15 protein-coding genes are annotated in these 17,201 nt (G+C 73.7%); 1 reads left to right on the top strand and 14 read right to left on the bottom strand.

The window, feature by feature from the left end; genetic code table 11:
• Window positions 1-14: 14 nt before the first annotated feature.
• The 14 genes from ftsZ to mraZ form a co-directional block, all read right to left on the bottom strand.
• Window positions 15-1,229, bottom strand: coding sequence for a cell division protein FtsZ (gene ftsZ, locus ACPOLA_RS05460; RefSeq protein ID WP_435769382.1), 1,215 nt, complete (start codon window positions 1,227-1,229; stop codon window positions 15-17).
• Window positions 1,230-1,424: 195 nt separating this feature from the next.
• The gene (locus tag ACPOLA_RS05455; protein WP_435769381.1) at window positions 1,425-2,177 is read right to left on the bottom strand and encodes a cell division protein FtsQ/DivIB; all 753 of its coding nucleotides are present in this window, start codon (window positions 2,175-2,177) and stop codon (window positions 1,425-1,427) included.
• Window positions 2,164-3,594 (bottom strand): UDP-N-acetylmuramate--L-alanine ligase, encoded by a 1,431-nt coding sequence (gene murC / locus ACPOLA_RS05450; protein WP_435769380.1) that lies wholly within the window; start codon window positions 3,592-3,594, stop codon window positions 2,164-2,166. Before murC ends, ACPOLA_RS05455 begins: the two co-directional genes overlap by 14 nt.
• The gene (gene murG / locus ACPOLA_RS05445; protein ID WP_435769379.1) at window positions 3,591-4,703 is read right to left on the bottom strand and encodes an undecaprenyldiphospho-muramoylpentapeptide beta-N-acetylglucosaminyltransferase; all 1,113 of its coding nucleotides are present in this window, start codon (window positions 4,701-4,703) and stop codon (window positions 3,591-3,593) included. Before murG ends, murC begins: the two co-directional genes overlap by 4 nt.
• A 10-nt stretch (window positions 4,704-4,713) precedes the next feature.
• On the bottom strand, window positions 4,714-5,967 hold the full coding sequence (ftsW, locus tag ACPOLA_RS05440) for a putative lipid II flippase FtsW (RefSeq protein ID WP_435769430.1): 1,254 nt from the start codon (window positions 5,965-5,967) through the stop codon (window positions 4,714-4,716).
• Between the two features lie 26 nt (window positions 5,968-5,993).
• Window positions 5,994-7,463: a UDP-N-acetylmuramoyl-L-alanine--D-glutamate ligase gene (gene murD, locus ACPOLA_RS05435; protein ID WP_435769378.1), complete on the bottom strand. Its 1,470-nt coding sequence runs from the start codon at window positions 7,461-7,463 to the stop codon at window positions 5,994-5,996.
• A gap of 10 nt (window positions 7,464-7,473) precedes the next feature.
• A complete protein-coding gene (gene mraY / locus ACPOLA_RS05430; RefSeq protein WP_435769377.1) occupies window positions 7,474-8,544 on the bottom strand; it encodes a phospho-N-acetylmuramoyl-pentapeptide-transferase in 1,071 nt (356 codons plus the stop codon).
• Window positions 8,541-9,926 carry a UDP-N-acetylmuramoyl-tripeptide--D-alanyl-D-alanine ligase gene (locus tag ACPOLA_RS05425; RefSeq protein ID WP_435769376.1) on the bottom strand — a complete coding sequence of 462 codons (1,386 nt, stop codon included), beginning with the start codon at window positions 9,924-9,926 and terminating at the stop codon, window positions 8,541-8,543. Before ACPOLA_RS05425 ends, mraY begins: the two co-directional genes overlap by 4 nt.
• The gene (locus ACPOLA_RS05420) at window positions 9,923-11,443 is read right to left on the bottom strand and encodes a UDP-N-acetylmuramoyl-L-alanyl-D-glutamate--2,6-diaminopimelate ligase (protein WP_491483272.1); all 1,521 of its coding nucleotides are present in this window, start codon (window positions 11,441-11,443) and stop codon (window positions 9,923-9,925) included. Before ACPOLA_RS05420 ends, ACPOLA_RS05425 begins: the two co-directional genes overlap by 4 nt.
• A 10-nt stretch (window positions 11,444-11,453) precedes the next feature.
• Window positions 11,454-13,286 (bottom strand): peptidoglycan D,D-transpeptidase FtsI family protein, encoded by a 1,833-nt coding sequence (locus tag ACPOLA_RS05415; protein WP_435769374.1) that lies wholly within the window; start codon window positions 13,284-13,286, stop codon window positions 11,454-11,456.
• Window positions 13,287-13,347: 61 nt separating this feature from the next.
• Window positions 13,348-13,902, bottom strand: coding sequence for a cell division protein FtsL (gene ftsL, locus ACPOLA_RS05410; RefSeq protein ID WP_435769373.1), 555 nt, complete (start codon window positions 13,900-13,902; stop codon window positions 13,348-13,350).
• Between the two features lie 37 nt (window positions 13,903-13,939).
• Window positions 13,940-14,914 (bottom strand): 16S rRNA (cytosine(1402)-N(4))-methyltransferase RsmH, encoded by a 975-nt coding sequence (gene rsmH, locus ACPOLA_RS05405; protein ID WP_435769372.1) that lies wholly within the window; start codon window positions 14,912-14,914, stop codon window positions 13,940-13,942.
• Between the two features lie 7 nt (window positions 14,915-14,921).
• Window positions 14,922-15,092, bottom strand: a complete 171-nt coding sequence (locus ACPOLA_RS05400; protein ID WP_435769371.1) for a hypothetical protein — start codon at window positions 15,090-15,092, stop codon at window positions 14,922-14,924.
• 281 nt (window positions 15,093-15,373) lie between these two features.
• Window positions 15,374-15,799: a division/cell wall cluster transcriptional repressor MraZ gene (gene mraZ / locus ACPOLA_RS05395; RefSeq protein ID WP_435769370.1), complete on the bottom strand. Its 426-nt coding sequence runs from the start codon at window positions 15,797-15,799 to the stop codon at window positions 15,374-15,376.
• A gap of 401 nt (window positions 15,800-16,200) precedes the next feature.
• Here mraZ and ACPOLA_RS05390 point away from each other — a divergent pair, with 401 nt between their 5' ends.
• A complete protein-coding gene (locus ACPOLA_RS05390; RefSeq protein ID WP_435769429.1) occupies window positions 16,201-17,199 on the top strand; it encodes an AAA family ATPase in 999 nt (332 codons plus the stop codon).
• Window positions 17,200-17,201 lie beyond the last annotated feature (2 nt).

Raw genomic sequence — 17,201 nt, 5'->3', positions numbered from 1 at the left:
CAGGGACCGCCGCCCTACTTGAGGAAGTCGGGCACGTCGAGGTCGTCGCCGTCGTCGAACTGCAGCGGCGCCGGGTTGGTCCGGGCCCCGACCGGCTGCGGCTCCGGCTGCGGCTCCGGCGTCGGCTCGGCGGCGCGGCCCTCGGAGCGGGCCTGACCGGCCTGCTCCTGGCCGGCGGGCTCCTCGCGCCGGCTGGCCACCGCACCCGCCGCGGCCCGCGTCTCGGCAGGGGTCTGCTGCGGGCGGGTCTCGCGACGGACGGCCGGCTCCTGGCGCTTGGGCAGGCCGCCGTCGAAGCCCGCAGCGATCACGGTGACCCGGACCTCGTCGCCGAGCGCGTCGTCGATGATCGTGCCGAAGATGATGTTCGCGTCGGCGTGGACCGCGTCGGCCACCATCGCCGCCGCCTCGTTGATCTCGAAGATGCCGAGGTCCGAGCCGCCGGCGATCGAGAGCAGCACGCCGTGCGCGCCGTCGATCGAGGCCTCCAGCAGCGGGCTGCTGATCGCCATCTCGGCGGCGGCCAGCGCGCGGTCCTCGCCCCGGGCGGAGCCGATCCCCATCAGCGCGGAGCCGGCGTTGCTCATCACCGCCTTGACGTCGGCGAAGTCGACGTTGATCAGGCCCGGGGTGGTGATCAGGTCGGTGATGCCGGAGACGCCCTGGAGCAGCACCTGGTCGGCCTGCTTGAACGCGTCGAGCATCGACACGTTGCGGTCGGAGATCTGCAGCAGCCGGTCGTTGGGGATGACGATGAGGGTGTCGACCTCCTCGCGGAGCTTCTCGATGCCCTCGTCGGCCGACTTCTTGCGCCGTGCGCCCTCGAAGGTGAAGGGGCGGGTCACCACGCCGATGGTGAGGGCCCCGAGCGAGCGGGCGATCCGGGCGACGACCGGCGCTCCACCGGTGCCCGTGCCGCCGCCCTCGCCCGCGGTCACGAAGACCATGTCGGCGCCCTTGAGCACCTCCTCGATCTCCTCCGCGTGGTCCTCGGCCGCCTTGCCGCCCACGTCGGGGTTGGCGCCGGCGCCGAGGCCCCGGGTCAGCTCGCGTCCGATGTCGAGCTTGACGTCGGCGTCGCTCATCAACAGCGCCTGGGCGTCGGTGTTGATCGCGATGAACTCGACGCCCTTGAGGCCGACCTCGATCATCCGGTTGACGGCGTTGACGCCGCCACCACCGATGCCGACGACCTTGATGATGGCCAGGTAGTTCTGTGCAGCTGCCACGACGCTTCCCCTTGGTGTGTCCGACGTCTGTTGTCTGTGTGATCCGGGCGACCGGCGTGTCCCACAACCCTTACCCTCAGGCTGAGGGTTATAGTTATGTCAACCTCGTCGTGCCGACGACAGTAGGTTCGGTTCGTCGGCCGACCGCGCAGACACGCCGCAGGCCGTGTCGATCCGGACGGAAAATGCCGGCGGTCAGCGCGTCGTCGGCTGGCCGGGCACCGACACGTCGTAGACCCGCGCGTCCCGGTCGAGCAGCGCGAGGAGCACGCGCGCCTTGTCGCCGGACTGCTCGGCGCTCCCCCAGCGGACCTCGCGACCGTCGCGGAGGTGCAGCAGGATCTGGTCGACCGTGCGCACCTCGACGTGGCCGACCAGGGCGGCCACCTCGGGATCGAGGGCGGCGACCACCTTCGCGCCCTCCTGCAGGGCGTCGTCGTCGGCCTCGGGGCCGACCTTGACCCGCGGCAGGTCGTCGGGTGCGCGCCGGAGGCTGCCGAACGGCACCCCGGCGGAGTCGAGCTTCTTCAGGGTGTCGCCGCGGTCGAGCACGGCGACCGGCGTCCGCTCGACGATCTCGATGCGCACGTGATGGGGCCACTTGCGGGAGACGTCGGCCGACTTCACCGTCGGCTCCACCCGCTCGAGCCGCTTCTCGATCCGCTCGAGGTCCACCGTCGCGAGCGGCCCGCCGGTCTCGACTTCGGCCACGGCCAGCACCCGCCGGTCGGTGAGCTGGTCGTTGCCGACCACCTCGACCCCCTCGGTGCGCAGCCAGGAGGAGAAGTAGAGGGCGTAGCAGGCGAGGCCGACGAGCGACACCGCCAGGACCAGCGCGACGACGTAGCGCCAGGTGAGCCAGCGCCTGGCCCGCTGGCGCCGTGCGAAGGCCTTGCGTGCCCGCTCCTGCGCGGAGCCCCGACCGCGGCGCTTGCTAGGGCGCACCATCGCCGTGCTCCCCCAGCGCCGCGAGCAGCTGCGGCGCGAGCGCCGTCACGTCACCGGCACCCAGCGTCAGCACGACGTCGCCGGGGCTGGCGAGGTCAGCCAGGACCGGCAGCACCGCGGAGCGGTCGGGCAGGAACCGGACCCGGTCCTGCGGGAGCGGGACCGCGGCGGCCACCAGCGCGCCGGTCACCTCCGGGTCGGGGACCTCGCGGGCGACGTACACGTCGAGCACGACGACCTCGTCGGCCGCACCGAGCGCCTCGCCCATCTCGACGGCGAAGATGCGGGTGCGCGACACCAGGTGGGGCTGGAAGCACACCACGAGCCGGCCCGCCTCGCCGACGAGCGAGCGCGCCGCCTCGATGTCGCCGCGGATCTCGCTGGGGTGGTGGGCGTAGGAGTCGTAGACGGTGACTCCGCCGGCCATCCCCTTGCGCTCCATCCGGCGGCCGGTGCCGACGAAGGAGCCCAGGCCGTCGGCGAGGGCGGCGAAGCCGAAGCCGAGCTCCAGGCCCATCGCGAGCGCGGCCAGGGCGTCGATCACGTAGTGGCGCCCGGGGATCCGCAGCGAGACCTCCCCGAGGACGGCGCCGTCGCGCTCGACCTCGAAGGTGGTGCCGCCGTCGACGGTGCGCAGCCGGACCGCCCGCAGGTCGGCGTCGCGGTCGACGGCCACCGACACGACCCGGCGGCCGGCGTCGCGCTGGCGCTGGGCGAGCCGGGCGCCTCCCTCGTCGTCGACGCCGCAGACCAGGAACCCGTCGGGGTGCACGCCGTCGGCGAAGGTCTCGAAGGCCTCGGCGTAGGCCTCGGGGGTGCCCCAGATGTCGAGGTGGTCGGCCTCGACGTTCAGCACGATCGCGGCGAAGGTGTCGTAGACCAGGAAGGCGCCGTCGCTCTCGTCGGCCTCGGCGACGAACAGCTCGCCGGCACCGAGGTCGGCGTTGCGACCGGTCGCGGTGAGCACGCCGCCCACGGCGTACGACGGGTCGGCGCCCGCCGCGATCAGCGCGACGGCGAGCAGGCTGGTGGTCGTGGTCTTGCCGTGCGTGCCGGCGACCGAGAGCACCCGCCGGTCGTGCATCACGGCGGCCAGCCCGGCGGACCGCGGGAGCAGCCGGAGGCCGCGGTCGACGGCCGCGACGACCTCGGGGTTGTCGTCGCGGGCCGCGGTCGTCACCACGAGCGTGTCGGCGTCGGCCACGTGCTCGGCGGCGTAGCCGAGGTGCACCGGCACGCCGACCTCGCGCAGCGGGACGAGGAAGGGGGTGTCGTTGTCGTCGCTGCCGGTGACCGGCACTCCGCGCCGCGCCATGATCCGGGCGATGCCGGAGAGCCCGGCGCCACCGATGCCGACGAAGTGGACCCTGCCCAGCTGCTCGGCGGGGAGGATGACCTCGGGGACGGGAAGCCTCATCCGCCGCCCTCGCGCCGTGAGGACGACCCGGCGGCGTCGGCGATGATGCCGGCGAGCCGCTCGTCGGCGTCGCGAGGCACCAGGGCCGCGGCCGCCTCGCCCATCCGCGCCAGCCGTGCCGGGTCGGACACCAGCCCCGGCACGGTCTGGGCGACGTAGCCGGCGGTGACCGCCGCGTCGTCGACCAGCAGCGCTCCCCCGGCGTCGACGACGGGGCGGGCGTTGAGCGCCTGCTCACCGTTGCCGATCGGCAGTGGGACGAAGATCGCGGGGACGCCGGTGGCGGCGGCCTCGACGACGCTGGACGCACCGGCCCGGCAGATCATCAGGTCGGCCGCCGCGAGCGCCAGGTCCATCCGCTCGACGAAGGGCAGCACGACGTAGGGAGCCTCGCCCGCAGCCGGCTCCCGCCACTCGGGGTCCTCGGCGCCCTTGGGGCCGACCACGTGCAGCACCTGCACGCCCGCGTCCGCGAGCACCGGAGCGGCGCCGGCGACGGCCCGGTTGAGCCGCCACGCACCCTGCGACCCGCCGGTCACGACCAGGGTGGGGCGCTCGGCGTCGAGGCCGAAGAACGCACGCGCCTCCGCGCGGAGGGCGGACCGGTCGAGGGTCGCGATCATCCGGCGCAGCGGCAGGCCGACGTACTCCGCCCTCCTCAGGGGCGTGTCGGGGAAGCTGACGGCGACCCGGGTGGCGACCCGGGCGCCGACCCGGTTGGCGATGCCGGGCAGCGCGTTCTGCTCGTGGACCACCAGCGGCAGGCGTCGCCGCCGGGCGGCGAGGTAGGCGGGCATCGAGACGTAGCCGCCGTAGCCGACGACCACGTCGGGCCGGACGTCGTCGACGACGTCGAGCGCGGCCCGCACCGCGGACCGGAGGCGCGCCGGCACGAGCGCCAGGTCCTTGCCCGGCTTGCGCGGCAGCGGCACGGGCGGGACCAGCCGCAGCGGGTAGCCCGCGGCCGGGACCACCGTGTTCTCCAGACCGCGCGGCGTGCCGAGGCAGGTGATCTCGACGCCGGGGTCGAGGCGGCGGAGGGCGTCTGCGGTGGCGAGCAGCGGCGAGGTGTGCCCCGCGGTGCCTCCACCGGCCAACAAGACTCGCATTGGATGAAGGCTATCGACGGGCCGACAGGCCGGCCGACCGGGCACGCCGGCGCTGCGCGAGCGCCCGCGCTGCCGCCGGCTCGCGTCGCGCGAAGCCGATGACGAGCCCCAGGGCGGCCAGGGTGGGCAGCAGGCTCGAGCCGCCGTAGGAGACCAGCGGCAGCGGGATCCCGATCACCGGGAGCAGCGCCAGCACCATGCCCACGTTGATCATCATCTGCCCCAGCAGCCAGACCACGACGCCGAAGGAGCAGTAGCGGATGAACGGGTCGCGGCTCTCGCGGGCCACCCGCAGGCCGGCGTAGGCGATGACCAGGAACAGCCCGACGACGAGCAGCGTGCCGACCAGCCCGAGCTCCTCGCCGAGCACGGCGAAGATGAAGTCGGTGTGGGCCTCCGGCAGCTGGCCCCACTTCTGCTGGCTCGCACCGATGCCCTCGCCGAAGATGCCCCCGCTGGACATGGCGTAGAGGCCGTGCGCCGGCTGCCAGCCGGTGCCGTGGTAGTCCTTGAACGGGTCGGCGAACGTGGCGATCCGGGCCAGCCGCTCGGTGTCCGTGGCCGCCAGCCCCAGCGCCAGCGCGCTGACCGCCATCAGGGCGAGCACGAACAGCCGGGTGGGCGCGCCGACCACCCACAGCATCGCGATCAGGATCGCGAAGAAGACCAGCGCCGTGCCGAGGTCGCGACCGACGACGACGAGCGTGGTGGCCAGCGCCATCCCCGGCACCACCGGCACCAGCATCTGGTGCAGGCTGCCGAGCCGGCGCTCCTTGTTGGCGTAGATGTGCCCCGCCCAGATCACGAGCGAGAGCTTCGCGATCTCCGACGGCTGGATCTGGACCGGGCCGAGCGCCAGCCAGTTGGTGTTGCCGTTGGCCTCCACCCCAATCACGGCGGTGAGCGCGAGCAGGAGCAGCGAGACCGAGAACGCCGGGTAGGCCAGGCCGCGCACCCAGCGGACGCTGACCCGGGAGGCGATCCACGCGCAGGGAATGCCGAGGGCTACCCACATCAGCTGGCGTCGTACGACGGCGTAGGAGTCGCCGGTCTCGCGGTAGGCGTAGACGCTCGAGGCGCTCAGCACCATGATCAGGCCCAGGGTCAGCAGCAGCGCGGTCGCCCCGAGCAGCAGGTAGTAGGTCGTCAGGGGCCGGTCGAGGGCGACCCGCAGTGCGGAGACCCAGCCGGGACGGCCGGAGCGGGCACCCCGGGGGGGCCGGCCGACGCGGAGCCTGGTGTGCTCGGGGTTCGCGGTGGTGATGGCGACCCCTCCTCCGTCGGTGCCGGCTACTGCTGCGCGATCGCTTCCCGCACGGCGGCGGCGAACGCGTCGCCCCGGGCGGCGTAGTCGGAGAACTGGTCCATCGACGCGCAGCCCGGCGCCAGCAGCACGGTGTCGCCCGGGCGGGCGGCTCCGGCGGCTGCGGCGACGACGCGCCTCATCAGGTCGCTCCCGTCTACCGCACCAGTCTCGCCGGGCGTCACCTCGATCACCGGCACATCCGGTGCGTGTCGCGAAAGCGCCTCGGCGATGACCCGGCGGTCGCGACCGATCAGCACGGCGGCGCGGATCCGGGATCCCACCTGCTGCACCAGCCCGTCGAAGCTGGCGCCCTTCGCGAGCCCGCCGGCGACCCAGACCACCGGCTCGTAGGCCGCGAGCGAGGAGGCGGCGGCGTGGGGGTTGGTGGCCTTGGAGTCGTCGACCCAGGTGACGCCGGCGTGCTCGCCGACGACGGCGATGCGGTGACCGTCGGGCCGGAACGCACGGAGCCCGTCGCGCACCGCGGCCTGGCTGACGCCGTGGGCACGCGCGAGCGCGGCCGCCGCGAGCGCGTTGGCGACGAAGTGCGGCGCGCCGGATGCGAGGTCGCCGACGGTGCACAGCTCGGCGGCGCTGGTGTGCCGCTCCTCGATGAACGCACGGTCGACGAGGTACTCGTCGACCACTCCGAGCATCCCCACGCCGGGGACCCCGAGCGTGACGCCGATCGCGCGGGCGCCCTCCACCACGTCGGCGTCGCGCACCAGCTGCTCGGTGACGGGGTCGGCTGCGTTGTAGACGCACGCCCGCTCGACCCGCTGGTAGATCCGGCCCTTGTCACGGGCGTAGTCGTCCATCGAGGGGTACCAGTCCAGGTGATCCTCGGCGACGTTGAGCACCGCGGCGCTCTCCGCGGCCATCGAGTCGGTGTAGTGGAGCTGGAAGCTCGACAGCTCCACCGCGATCACGTCGTACGGCTCGGGATCCATCACCGCCTCGGTGATGGGCAGCCCGACGTTGCCGGCGGCCACACTCCGCAGCCCCGCCTGGCGCAGGATGGCGTCGAGCATCTGGACGGTCGTCGTCTTGCCGTTGGTGCCGGTCACGCACAGCCAGGGCGCCGGGCGGTCGGGGTCGCGCAGTCTCCAGGCGAGCTCGACCTCCCCCCAGACCGGGACGCCTCGCTCCCGCGCGGCGACGAGGATCGGTGCGTCCGGCCGGAACCCGGGCGAGACCACGAGCAGGTCGGCGCGGTCGGGCAGGTCCGCGGTGGCGCCCGGGTGGATGTCGATGCGGGCGCCGAGCACCTCGAGAAGCTCTGCGCGCTCGAGGACCCGCGGGTCGGCACCCTCGGCGACCGCGTGCACGTCGGCGCCGAGGTGCAGGAGATTGTCGACCGCCGCGGCCCCGCTGGTGCCGAAGCCGGCCACGACCGCGCGGACGCCCTCCCACGAGTCCCGGCGGCCCAGAGCCGCCGGATCGGGCCGGCTCATCGGGGCACGCTCACAGCCGGGACACCCACTCGGCGTAGAAGATGCCCAGGCCGGTGGCGACGCAGAGCCCGGTGATGATCCAGAACCGGATCACCACGGTGACCTGCTCCCAGCCCAGCATCTCGAAGTGGTGGTGGATCGGCGCCATCCGGAAGATCCGCTTGCCCTTGGTGACCTTGAAGTAGCCGACCTGCAGCATGACGGACAGGGTCTCGAGGACGAACAGGCCACCGAGGACCACCAGCAGCAGCTCGGTGCGGGTGAGGATCGCGAAGCCGGCCAGCGCACTGCCCAGCGACAGCGAGCCGGTGTCGCCCATGAAGATCCGTGCGGGTGACGCGTTCCACCACAGGAACCCGAAGCAGGCCCCGGTGATCGCGGCGGCGATGATGGCGAGGTCGAGGGGGTCGCGGACGTTGTAGCAGCTCGCGGTGGGCTCGTCCTGGCAGTACTGGTTGTTCTGCCAGATGTTGACCAGCATGTAGGCGCCGAAGACCATCACCGACGCCCCCGCGGCGAGGCCGTCGAGCCCGTCGGTGAGGTTCACCGCGTTGGAGAACCCCGCGACGAAGAGCCAGATCAGCAGCAGGGCGAGCACGGTCGGCAGGACCAGCCAGTCGATCTCGCGCAGGAACGAGATCTTCTCGCTCGCCGGCGTCCGGCCGTTCTCGTCGGCCAGCCAGGGCGAGAGCGCGAGGCCCCCGAACACGAGCGCGATGACGGTCTGGCCGGCCATCTTCGCCTTGCTCCGGAGCCCGAGGCTGCGTTGCTTGGAGATCTTGATGAAGTCGTCGAGGAACCCCACCATCCCCATCCCGACGAACAGGAAGAGGAGCAGCAGGGCCGAGGCGCTGGGGTGGGTCCAGGTGATCAGCTTGGCCCCGAAGTAGCCCACGACCGCCGCGAGGATGATGACGACGCCACCCATGGTGGGCGTGCCGCGCTTGGTGTGGTGGCTCGTCGGCCCGTCGTCGCGGATCTCCTGGCCGTAGCCCCACTGGGTGAACCACCGGATGACGACACGGGTGCCCAGCAGCGAGATCAGCAGAGCGATGCCTCCGCCGAGCAGGATCGCTCTCACTGCGTGAAATCCTCCAGGATCTGCGCTGCCACCAGCTCCAAGGCGGCGCCGCGCGACGCCTTGACGAGGACGACGTCCTCCGCACCGGCATTCTGCCGCACCCACCGAGCGGCCTCGTCCCGGCCCGCCGTGACGACGATCTCCGCGGATCCTCCTGCGGTCGCGTCGGCCTCCTCGGCGCCCTCGGCAATGCCGCGCGCCTGCTCCCCCACCACGACCACCACGTCGACACCGAGCTCGGCGGCCGCCCGGCCGACGGAGCGGTGACCGGCGTCGTGCTCGTCACCCAGCTCGCGCATCTCCCCCAGCACGGCGACGGTACGACGTCGGCGGCGGTCGCCGCGGCCGATCGCGACCAGCGCCTCCAGCGCCGCCCGCATCGACTCCGGGTTGGCGTTGTAGGCGTCGTTGACCACCACCAGCCCGTCGGCGCGCTCGGTGAGCTCCATCCGCCACGGGGAGGCGGCCTCGGCCGACGACAGCGCCGTGGCGACGTCGGCGGGCGGCAGCCCGACGGCGATCGCCATCGCAGCCGCCGCGGCGGCGTTGAGGACCTGGTGCGGACCGGTCTGGGTGAGCGACACCGCATGCCAGTCGCCGTCGTGACCCAGCTCGAAGGACGGCCGGCCCAACGGGTCCAGGGCGACGCCGCGCCACCGGACGTCGCCGGCGGTGCCGAAGGTCAGCACACGGGCCGAGGTGCGCTCGGCCATCGCGGAGACCAGCGGGTCGTCGGCGTTGAGCACGGCCACCCCGTCGGCGGGCAGCGCGGCGACGATCTCGCCCTTGGCGCGGGCGATCGCGTCGCGGCCCCCGAACTCCCCGACGTGCGCGCTGCCGACGTTGAGCACGGCCGCCACGCGGGGCGGGGCCACGGAGCACAGGTGGCCGATGTGGCCGATCCCGCGCGCGCCCATCTCCACGACGAGGTGGCTGGTGGCCGGATCGGCCCGGAGCACCGTCAGCGGCACGCCGATCTCGTTGTTGTTGTTGGCGGTCGTCGCCACCACGCGCCCGTCGCCCGCCAGCGTGCGAAGCACCGACGCCAGGTAGTCCTTGGTGCCGGTCTTGCCCTGCGAGCCGGTCAGTGCCAGCACCGTCGCGTCGAGCCGGTCGGCGACGTGGCGGGCGAGCAGCCCGAGCGCGGCGACCGGGTCGGGGACGACGACGGTCGGCGCCGCCGTCGGGCGGCTGCCCAGCACCGCGTGGGAGCCCGCGGCGTAGTCGTGACCGTCCACGCGCTCCCCCACCACGGCGACGAACAGCCCGTCGGCGACCGGCGAGCGGCTGTCGACGTACGCCGGTCCGGAGACCAGGACGTCGTCGCCGACCAGCTGCCCGCCGGTGACGGCCGCGATCTCGGAGAGCCGCAGCGGGATCATCGGTCACCCCCCATCACGTCGTCCAGGATCTCGCGGACCACGGCGCGGTCGTCGAAGGGGTGCACCACTCCGGCGACCTCCTGACCGGTCTCGTGACCCTTGCCGGCGACGATCACGACGTCACCCGCCGAGGCGCCGGCGAGGGCCCGCGCGATGGCGGCGCGCCGGTCACCGACCTCCAGGACGTCCGCGCCGCCGGCCTCGCGTGCGCCGGCGAGCACCTCGGCCCGGATGGCGCCGGGGTCCTCGGTGCGCGGGTTGTCGTCGGTGACGATCACCAGGTCGGCCAGCGACGCCGCGATCCGTCCCATCACCGGCCGCTTGCCCCGGTCGCGGTCGCCTCCGGCGCCGATCACGACCACGAGCCGCCCCTCGGTGACGGGCCGCAGGGTGCGCAGCACGGCGTCGACCGCGTCCGGCTTGTGCGCGTAGTCGACGACCACGGTGAAGTCCTGCCCGGCGTCCACCCGCTCCAGCCGGCCGGGTACGCCCGCGGAACCGGCGATCCCGTCGGCCACGGCCTGCGCGTCGAAGCCCGCCTCGGCCGCGGCGGCGATCGCCGCCAGGGCGTTGGCGACGTTGAACCGCCCCGGCAGCGGTACGGCGCCCGCCACCGTCACGCCCGCCGGCCCCAGCACGGTGAACCGCGACCCGGCCGGCCCGAGCTCCACGTCGGCCACCCGCCAGTCGGCGTCGGCGCCGGCCGCCGCCGCGTAGGTGCGGACCGGCACGGGCGCCTCGGCGGCCAGCCGCCGGCCGTGCTCGTCGTCCACGCAGACCAGGCCCGTCCGGGCGTGCTCCGGCGTGAACAGCGTCGCCTTCGCCCGGAAGTAGTCCTCGACGTCGCTGTGGAAGTCGAGGTGGTCGCGACCCAGGTTCGTGAAGACCGCCACGTCGAACACCACCCCGTCGACCCGGCCCATCACCAGCGCGTGGCTGGACACCTCCATCGCGCAGGCGGCGACGCCGAGCTCGCGCATCCGTGCGAACAGCCCGTGGAGGTCGGGCGCCTCCGGCGTGGTGAGCGCGGTCGGGAGGTCCTCCCCGGCGATCCGGGTGCCGACGGTCCCGATCGCGGCGCTGCGCACGCCCGCTGCGAGCAGACCGCTGTCGAGCAGGCGGGTGACCGTCGTCTTGCCCTGGGTGCCGGTGACGCCGATCGTGCGGAGCGCCTCGGCCGGCTGGCCGTAGACGGCGGCCGCGACGGCGCCGAGGACGGCCCGGGGCCGGTCCACCACCAGGACCGGGAGGCCGGCGGGCTCGGCGAGCGCCGCGCCCTCGTCGTCGGTCAGCACGGCGACCGCCCCGGCCTCCGCGGCCTGGGCGGTGAAGGTGGCGCCGTGCGCGCGGGACCCGGGGAGCGCGGCGTACAGGTCCCCGGGCCGGACGGTGCGCGAGTCCAGCGTGACCCCGGAGATCTCGGCCTCCCCCCGCGCCGTGGTGCCCAGCCGGCGCGCGAGCTCCCGCAGCGGCGTCAGGGGCGGGCGCGCTGGGCGGGTGGCGGGCCGGTCCGTCACCACGCGCCCCTCACCACTCGACCGGCGTCTGGTTCGGGCGCCCACCGGTGGGCGGCACGCCGTACCGCCGGAGCGTGTAGCTCATCAGCTTGGCGAACGCCGGTCCGGCGACGCTGCCTCCGCCGCTGCCCTTGCGCGGGGCGTGCACCACGACGTAGACGGTGAACCTGGGGTCGTCGGCGGGCGCGAAGCCCGCGAACGACACCGAGGTGGTGCCGTCGTAGCAGCCGCACTCCTCACCGACCCGCTGCGCGGTCCCGGTCTTGCCCGCGACGCGGTAACCCGGGACGGCTGCCCGCGGGGCGACGCCTGCCTCGGGGTCGATCACGCGCTCCATCATCAGCATCGTCTCGTGGGCGGCCTTCTCGCTGATCACCCGGCGGCTGGTCGCCGACCCGCTGCCGACGGCCTCGCCCTCGTCGGTGGTGGCCGTGCCCTGCACCAGGCTCGGGTCGATCCGCACCCCGCCGTTGGCGATCGTGTTGACCGCGGCGACCATCTGCACGGCGTTGACCGACAGCGACTGGCCGAAGGCGATGCGGTCGCCGACCTGCGAGGTCCAGGCCGGGCCGCTCGGCACGATGCCCTTGGTCTCGCCGCCGAGCCCGATGCCGGTGCGCTGACCGAGGCCGAAGCGGGTGAGGTACCTGCGGAGCTGACCGCGCGCGAACTGGTCGGCGGCCAGCACCGTGCCGACGTTGGAGGACTTGGCGAGAACGCCGGCCAGGGTCAGCCGCAGCATCCCGTGGTCCCAGTAGTCGCCGATCGGCCGGTCCTGCCGGTGCAGCTTGCCGGGGACGCGGAACTTCTGCTCCTTGAAGGCCAGCCCGGCGTCGACCAGCGAGCCGATGGTCAGCACCTTCTCCACCGAGCCGGGCTCGTAGACGTCGGTGAGCGCGGAGGACTTGTACAGGTGCTCGCCGTACTCGTAGGGGTCGGCGGCGTCGTACGTCGGGTAGTCGGCGAGCGCGAGCAGCTGGCCGGTGCGGCTGTCCATGACCACCGCGATGCCCGACTCGCCACCCGAGCGCTGGACGGTCTGCTGGAGGACGCGCTGGGTGTACCACTGCAGGTCGCGGTCAATGGTCGTGCGGAGGTCCTTGCCGTCGACGGCGGGCGTCACGGTGTTGTCGCCGAGCGGGATCCGGTTGCCCGCCCCCACCTCGTAGCGCGCCTTCCCGTCCTTGCCGGAGAGATAGGTGTCGAAGGAGTCCTCCAGACCGGCGAGGGCTTGGGCCGAGCCGTCGTCGCGGGGAGTCCCGAGGAAGCCGACGAGGTTGGCTGCCACGTCGCGGTTGGGATAGATCCGCAGCGGGTCCCGCTCGGTGAACAGTCCCGCGAACGGCCGCCCCTTGTCGTCGCGGAACCGCTCGGCGGCGTCGGCGACGACCTTCTCGGCCCTGCTGGCCGGCACCTGCCGGGCGACGTACTGGAACCGGCTGCCCTCCACCCGGAGCCGCTCGAGCGTCTCGAAGTAGTCCACCCCCAGGCGGTCGCTGAGGAAGGTGGCGAGCTCGGGAGCGACCTTCGCCGTGACCGCGGGGTCCGCGACCACCATCCGCCCGTCGACCGACTCGGCGAGGGCCTCGCCGTTGCGGTCGAGGATCTCGCCGCGCGTCGCCGGCAGAGCGACCTCCTCCGACCCCTCCTGGGCCGCCATCTGGGCATAGGCCTTCGGGTCGACGCCCTGGAGCTGGACGAGCCGGGCCGCGAAGACGGACAGCACCATCGCGATGAGCAGGAACCCGATCTGCATCCGCCGGTGCGGCGAGCCGCGTCGGCCCCGGCCCGCCTGGCGCGACGGGATGCGCCGGAGGCGGCGGGTGGTGATCGGTCGGCTCAACGCTCTCGTCCTGCTCGCTGTGTGCTTCGTGCCCGGGCTCCACAAAACCTAGGCGGCCGGGTCACCGATTCCGTCGGGGCGCGCCGTCGCGCCCGGGCTCGGACCTGGCGGCGGGCTTCGACTTCGCGGTCACCCGGACCGGCTCGGGGTCCAGCGCCGCCGGCCTGCGGGGGCCGGGCATGCCCAGCGGGATGCTGTCCGCCGCCGACGCGGGCGTCGGGCGGCCCTCGATCCGGCCGGTGCCCAGGTGCAGCACCCCGGCGGGGGTCGAGGGGATGACCATGCCCAGCCGCTGGGCCTCCCGGGCGATCCGCTGCGGCTGGCGCAGCTCCTGGATCTGCATCTTCAGCGCCTCCTGCTGCGCGCCGAGGTCGGTGGCCTGCTGCTCCAGCGCGGTGGCCCGGAAGGACGCCTGCTGCATCGAGGTGTTGAACAGCAGCAGGCCGACCACCCCACCCAGCAGGATGACGCTGACGAAGGTCACGAACGGCACCCGCGGCGCCCGCGTGCGCCGGCGGGGCACGACCGTGAGCCGTGCCCGCTGCAGGGCGGCCTGCGCCAGCCGGGGCGCCACCTGGGGCAGCCGGCCCCGGGCCTGCGGCGCGGTGCTGCTCATGAGTGGTGGTCCCGGCTACGTGGTGAGGTGCTCATGGCTATGCGGCTCCTTTGCCGGACGACCTGCGTGGGCGGGTGCGCTCGATGGCGCGCAGGCGGACCGAGGCCGCTCGCGGGTTCTGCTCGATCTCCTCCGACGACGCCTGCTCGGCGCCCCGGGTGACCAGCCGGAAGGCCGGCTCGGAGCCCTCCGGCACGAACGGCAGGTCGACCGGCACCGTGGAGCGGGTGGCGTCGGCGAAGACCCTCTTCACGAGCCGGTCCTCGAGCGAGTGGTAGGACTCCACGACCACCCGTCCCCCGACCCCGAGCGCCTCGACCGCGGCCGGCACGGCGCGCTCGAGCACCCGCAGCTCGTCGTTGACCTCCATCCGGAGCGCCTGGAAGGTCCGCTTCGCCGGGTGGCCGCCGGTACGACGCGCGGGAGCCGGGATGGCGTCGTACAGCAGGGCCACGAGGCGGCCCGAGGTGGTGAACGGCTCCTTCGCGCGCTCGCGGACGACGGCGTCGGCGATCCGCCTCGCCATCCGCTCCTCGCCGTAGTCGCGCAGCACCCGGGTGAGCTCGGCCGCGCTGTAGGTGTTGAGCACGTCGGCGGCCGTCGGACCGGTCGTCCCGTCCATCCGCATGTCCAGCGGGGCGTCGACGGCGTAGGCGAAGCCGCGCTCGGGCAGGTCGAGCTGCATCGAGGAGACGCCGAGGTCGAACAGCACGCCGTCGACCTCCCGCAGGCCGAGGTCGGCCAGGACGTCCGGGATCTCGTCGTAGACGGCGTGCACGCCGGTGAACCGCTCGCCGTACGGCGCGAGCCGCTCGCGGCTCATCGCCAGCGCCTGCGGGTCCCGGTCGATGCCGATCACCCGAGCGAGCGAGCAGCGGGAGAGGACCGCGTCGCTGTGCCCGCCGAGGCCGAGGGTGGCGTCGACGAGGACGGCGCCCTCGCGGTCCAGCGCGGGCTCGAGGAGGGCGACGACCCGGTCGAGGAGGACGGGGACGTGACGCGGCGTGGTCATCGCGGCCTCAGCGACCCGCGCCGGTGGAGACCAGGAGGAGGAGGGCACAGCCGAGCGAGACCGCCGCGGAGAAGGCCATCAGCACGACCGCGTCGCGCGCCTGCTCGCGCACCCGCGGCCGTGGCCCGGCGGTGCGGCCGCCGGACAGCTCCGGCGGGTGCGTGCGCGTGACGCTCATCGTTCGACCCCTACTGCTCGGTCACCCGACCCGGTGACCCTGGACTGTGGACGCGGATCCGCAGAGCCAGGTCCCTGCCCGCTCCCGGTGCCGTGCGTGTTCGGGTGCCGTCTGGTGCCGGGGAAGTGCCCCAGATGGCGGGTGACCGCCGAGCCGTGCCCGCCTGGTGCCGGGGAAGGTGCCCCAGGTGGGTGCGGCGTCGGTGGTGCCGGGAGCGGGAGCGGGCTGAGACCTCGTCCTGCGGATCCGCTGTTGAGTTGTCAGGTGCTGCTGTTCGTCGGCTACTCGTCGTCGTCCTCGTCGAGGTCGGCGAACTCCTCCAGCGCCTCCGCCTGGAACTCGGCCCAGGCCTGGGGGTTCCAGATCTCGAGCCGGTCCCGGACCCCGATCACGACCACGTCGCGCTCGAGGCCGGCGTACTCCCTCAGGTGCGCGGGGATCCCGACCCGCCCCTGCTTGTCGGGCCGGCTCTCGTCACCCCCGGCGAAGAGCACGCGGGCGTAGCGCCGGGCGGCGCGGTTGGTCATCGGCCGCGCGGCAGCGCGCTCGGCCTCCTCCGCGAAGACGTCGGTCGGCCACACGACGAGGCACTTGTCCTGTCCCTGTGTGACCACGAGCCCCTCCGCCAACCGGTCCCTGAACTTCGCCGGGAGGAAGACGCGCCCCTTCTCGTCGAGCTTGGGGGTGTAGGTGCCCATGAAGAGCATCGGGCACCTCCGTCTTCCTCCACTTTCCCCCACAGTACTCCACTTTCCACCACCGTCAACCACCGAACGGCGCGATTCGCGCTCGGACCGGGCGGTCCGGGCCGGTGTCGGAACAGGGCCGCGACCTCCCCGGAACGGTCGGACGCGTCCGGAGCGATGTCGCGAACCCGCAGGTCAGCGGCACGCGGGGAGCCAGGTGGGGACCCGCAGCCGGTCGACGGCGGGGCCGGTGGAGCGGAGTGGAGGGAGAGGTGGAGCGCCGGTGGGGAATCGGCGCTCGGCACACCCGGCGTGCCCATCCGAGCCGTAGGCTCTCCACCGAGCGACCAGCACGACCGCGGAGGAGAACAGACGTGGAGCCGCCGACCACCGGGCAGCCGGGCCCCGCGGGCGACCAGACCCTGCGTCGCACCGCCGCGCCAGCCGCCGTCCCCTCCGCTGCCGGCTCCGCCGACGTCGACACCGTGGCCCGGGTGGCCGGCCGGATCCGGGCCAACATCGAGAAGGTGATCGAGGGCAAGAGCGACGTGGTCTTCGCCTCGGTGGTCGTCCTCCTCGCCGAGGGCCACCTCCTCCTCGAGGACGTGCCCGGCGTCGGCAAGACCATGCTGAGCAAGGCGCTGGCGCGCAGCATCGACTCGACCGTCCGCCGCATCCAGTTCACGCCCGACCTGCTGCCCTCGGACATCACCGGCGTGTCGGTCTACAACCAGTCGACCCGCGAGTTCGAGTTCCGGCCGGGCGGCGTCTTCGCCAACATCGTGATCGGCGACGAGATCAACCGCGCCTCGCCCAAGACCCAGTCCGCGCTGCTGGAGTGCATGGCCGAACGACAGGTGACCGTCGACAACGTCACCTACCAGCTCGAGACGCCGTTCATGGTGATCGCGACCCAGAACCCGGTGGAGATGGAGGGCACCTATCCCCTGCCGGAGGCGCAGCGCGACCGGTTCCTGGCACGGGTCTCCGTCGGCTACCCGGTGCCCGCCGCCGAGATCGCCATGCTCGCGAGCCACGGCGAGCTGAACCCGCTCGACGACCTGGAGCCGGTCACCGACGGCGCGGAGATCCGCAAGCTGTGCGCCATCGTCGGCCAGGTGCACGTCTCCGAGAGCGTCCAGCGCTACGCCGTCGCCCTCACCTCCGCGACCCGGGACAACCCCGAGCTGCTGCTGGGGGCGTCGCCGCGCGCCACCCTCCACCTGGTCCGGGCCGCCAAGGCCCGGGCCGCCCTGCACCGTCGCGACTACGTCCTGCCCGACGACCTGCGGGCGCTCGTCCAGCCGGTGCTCGCCCACCGGCTGCTGCCGAGCTCCGAGGCTGCCGTAGGCGGGCGCGGCGTCGCCGCCATCCTCGAGGGCATCGCGGCCCGGGTCCCGGTGCCCGACCCGCGCGCGTAGCG

Source organism: Nocardioides proteolyticus (assembly GCF_051280635.3).
In the GTDB taxonomy this organism is placed as follows: Bacteria; Actinomycetota; Actinomycetes; order Propionibacteriales; family Nocardioidaceae; genus Nocardioides.
The sequence above is the reverse complement of the archived record's forward strand: the minus strand, read 5'-3'. Positions and strand labels throughout refer to the sequence as shown.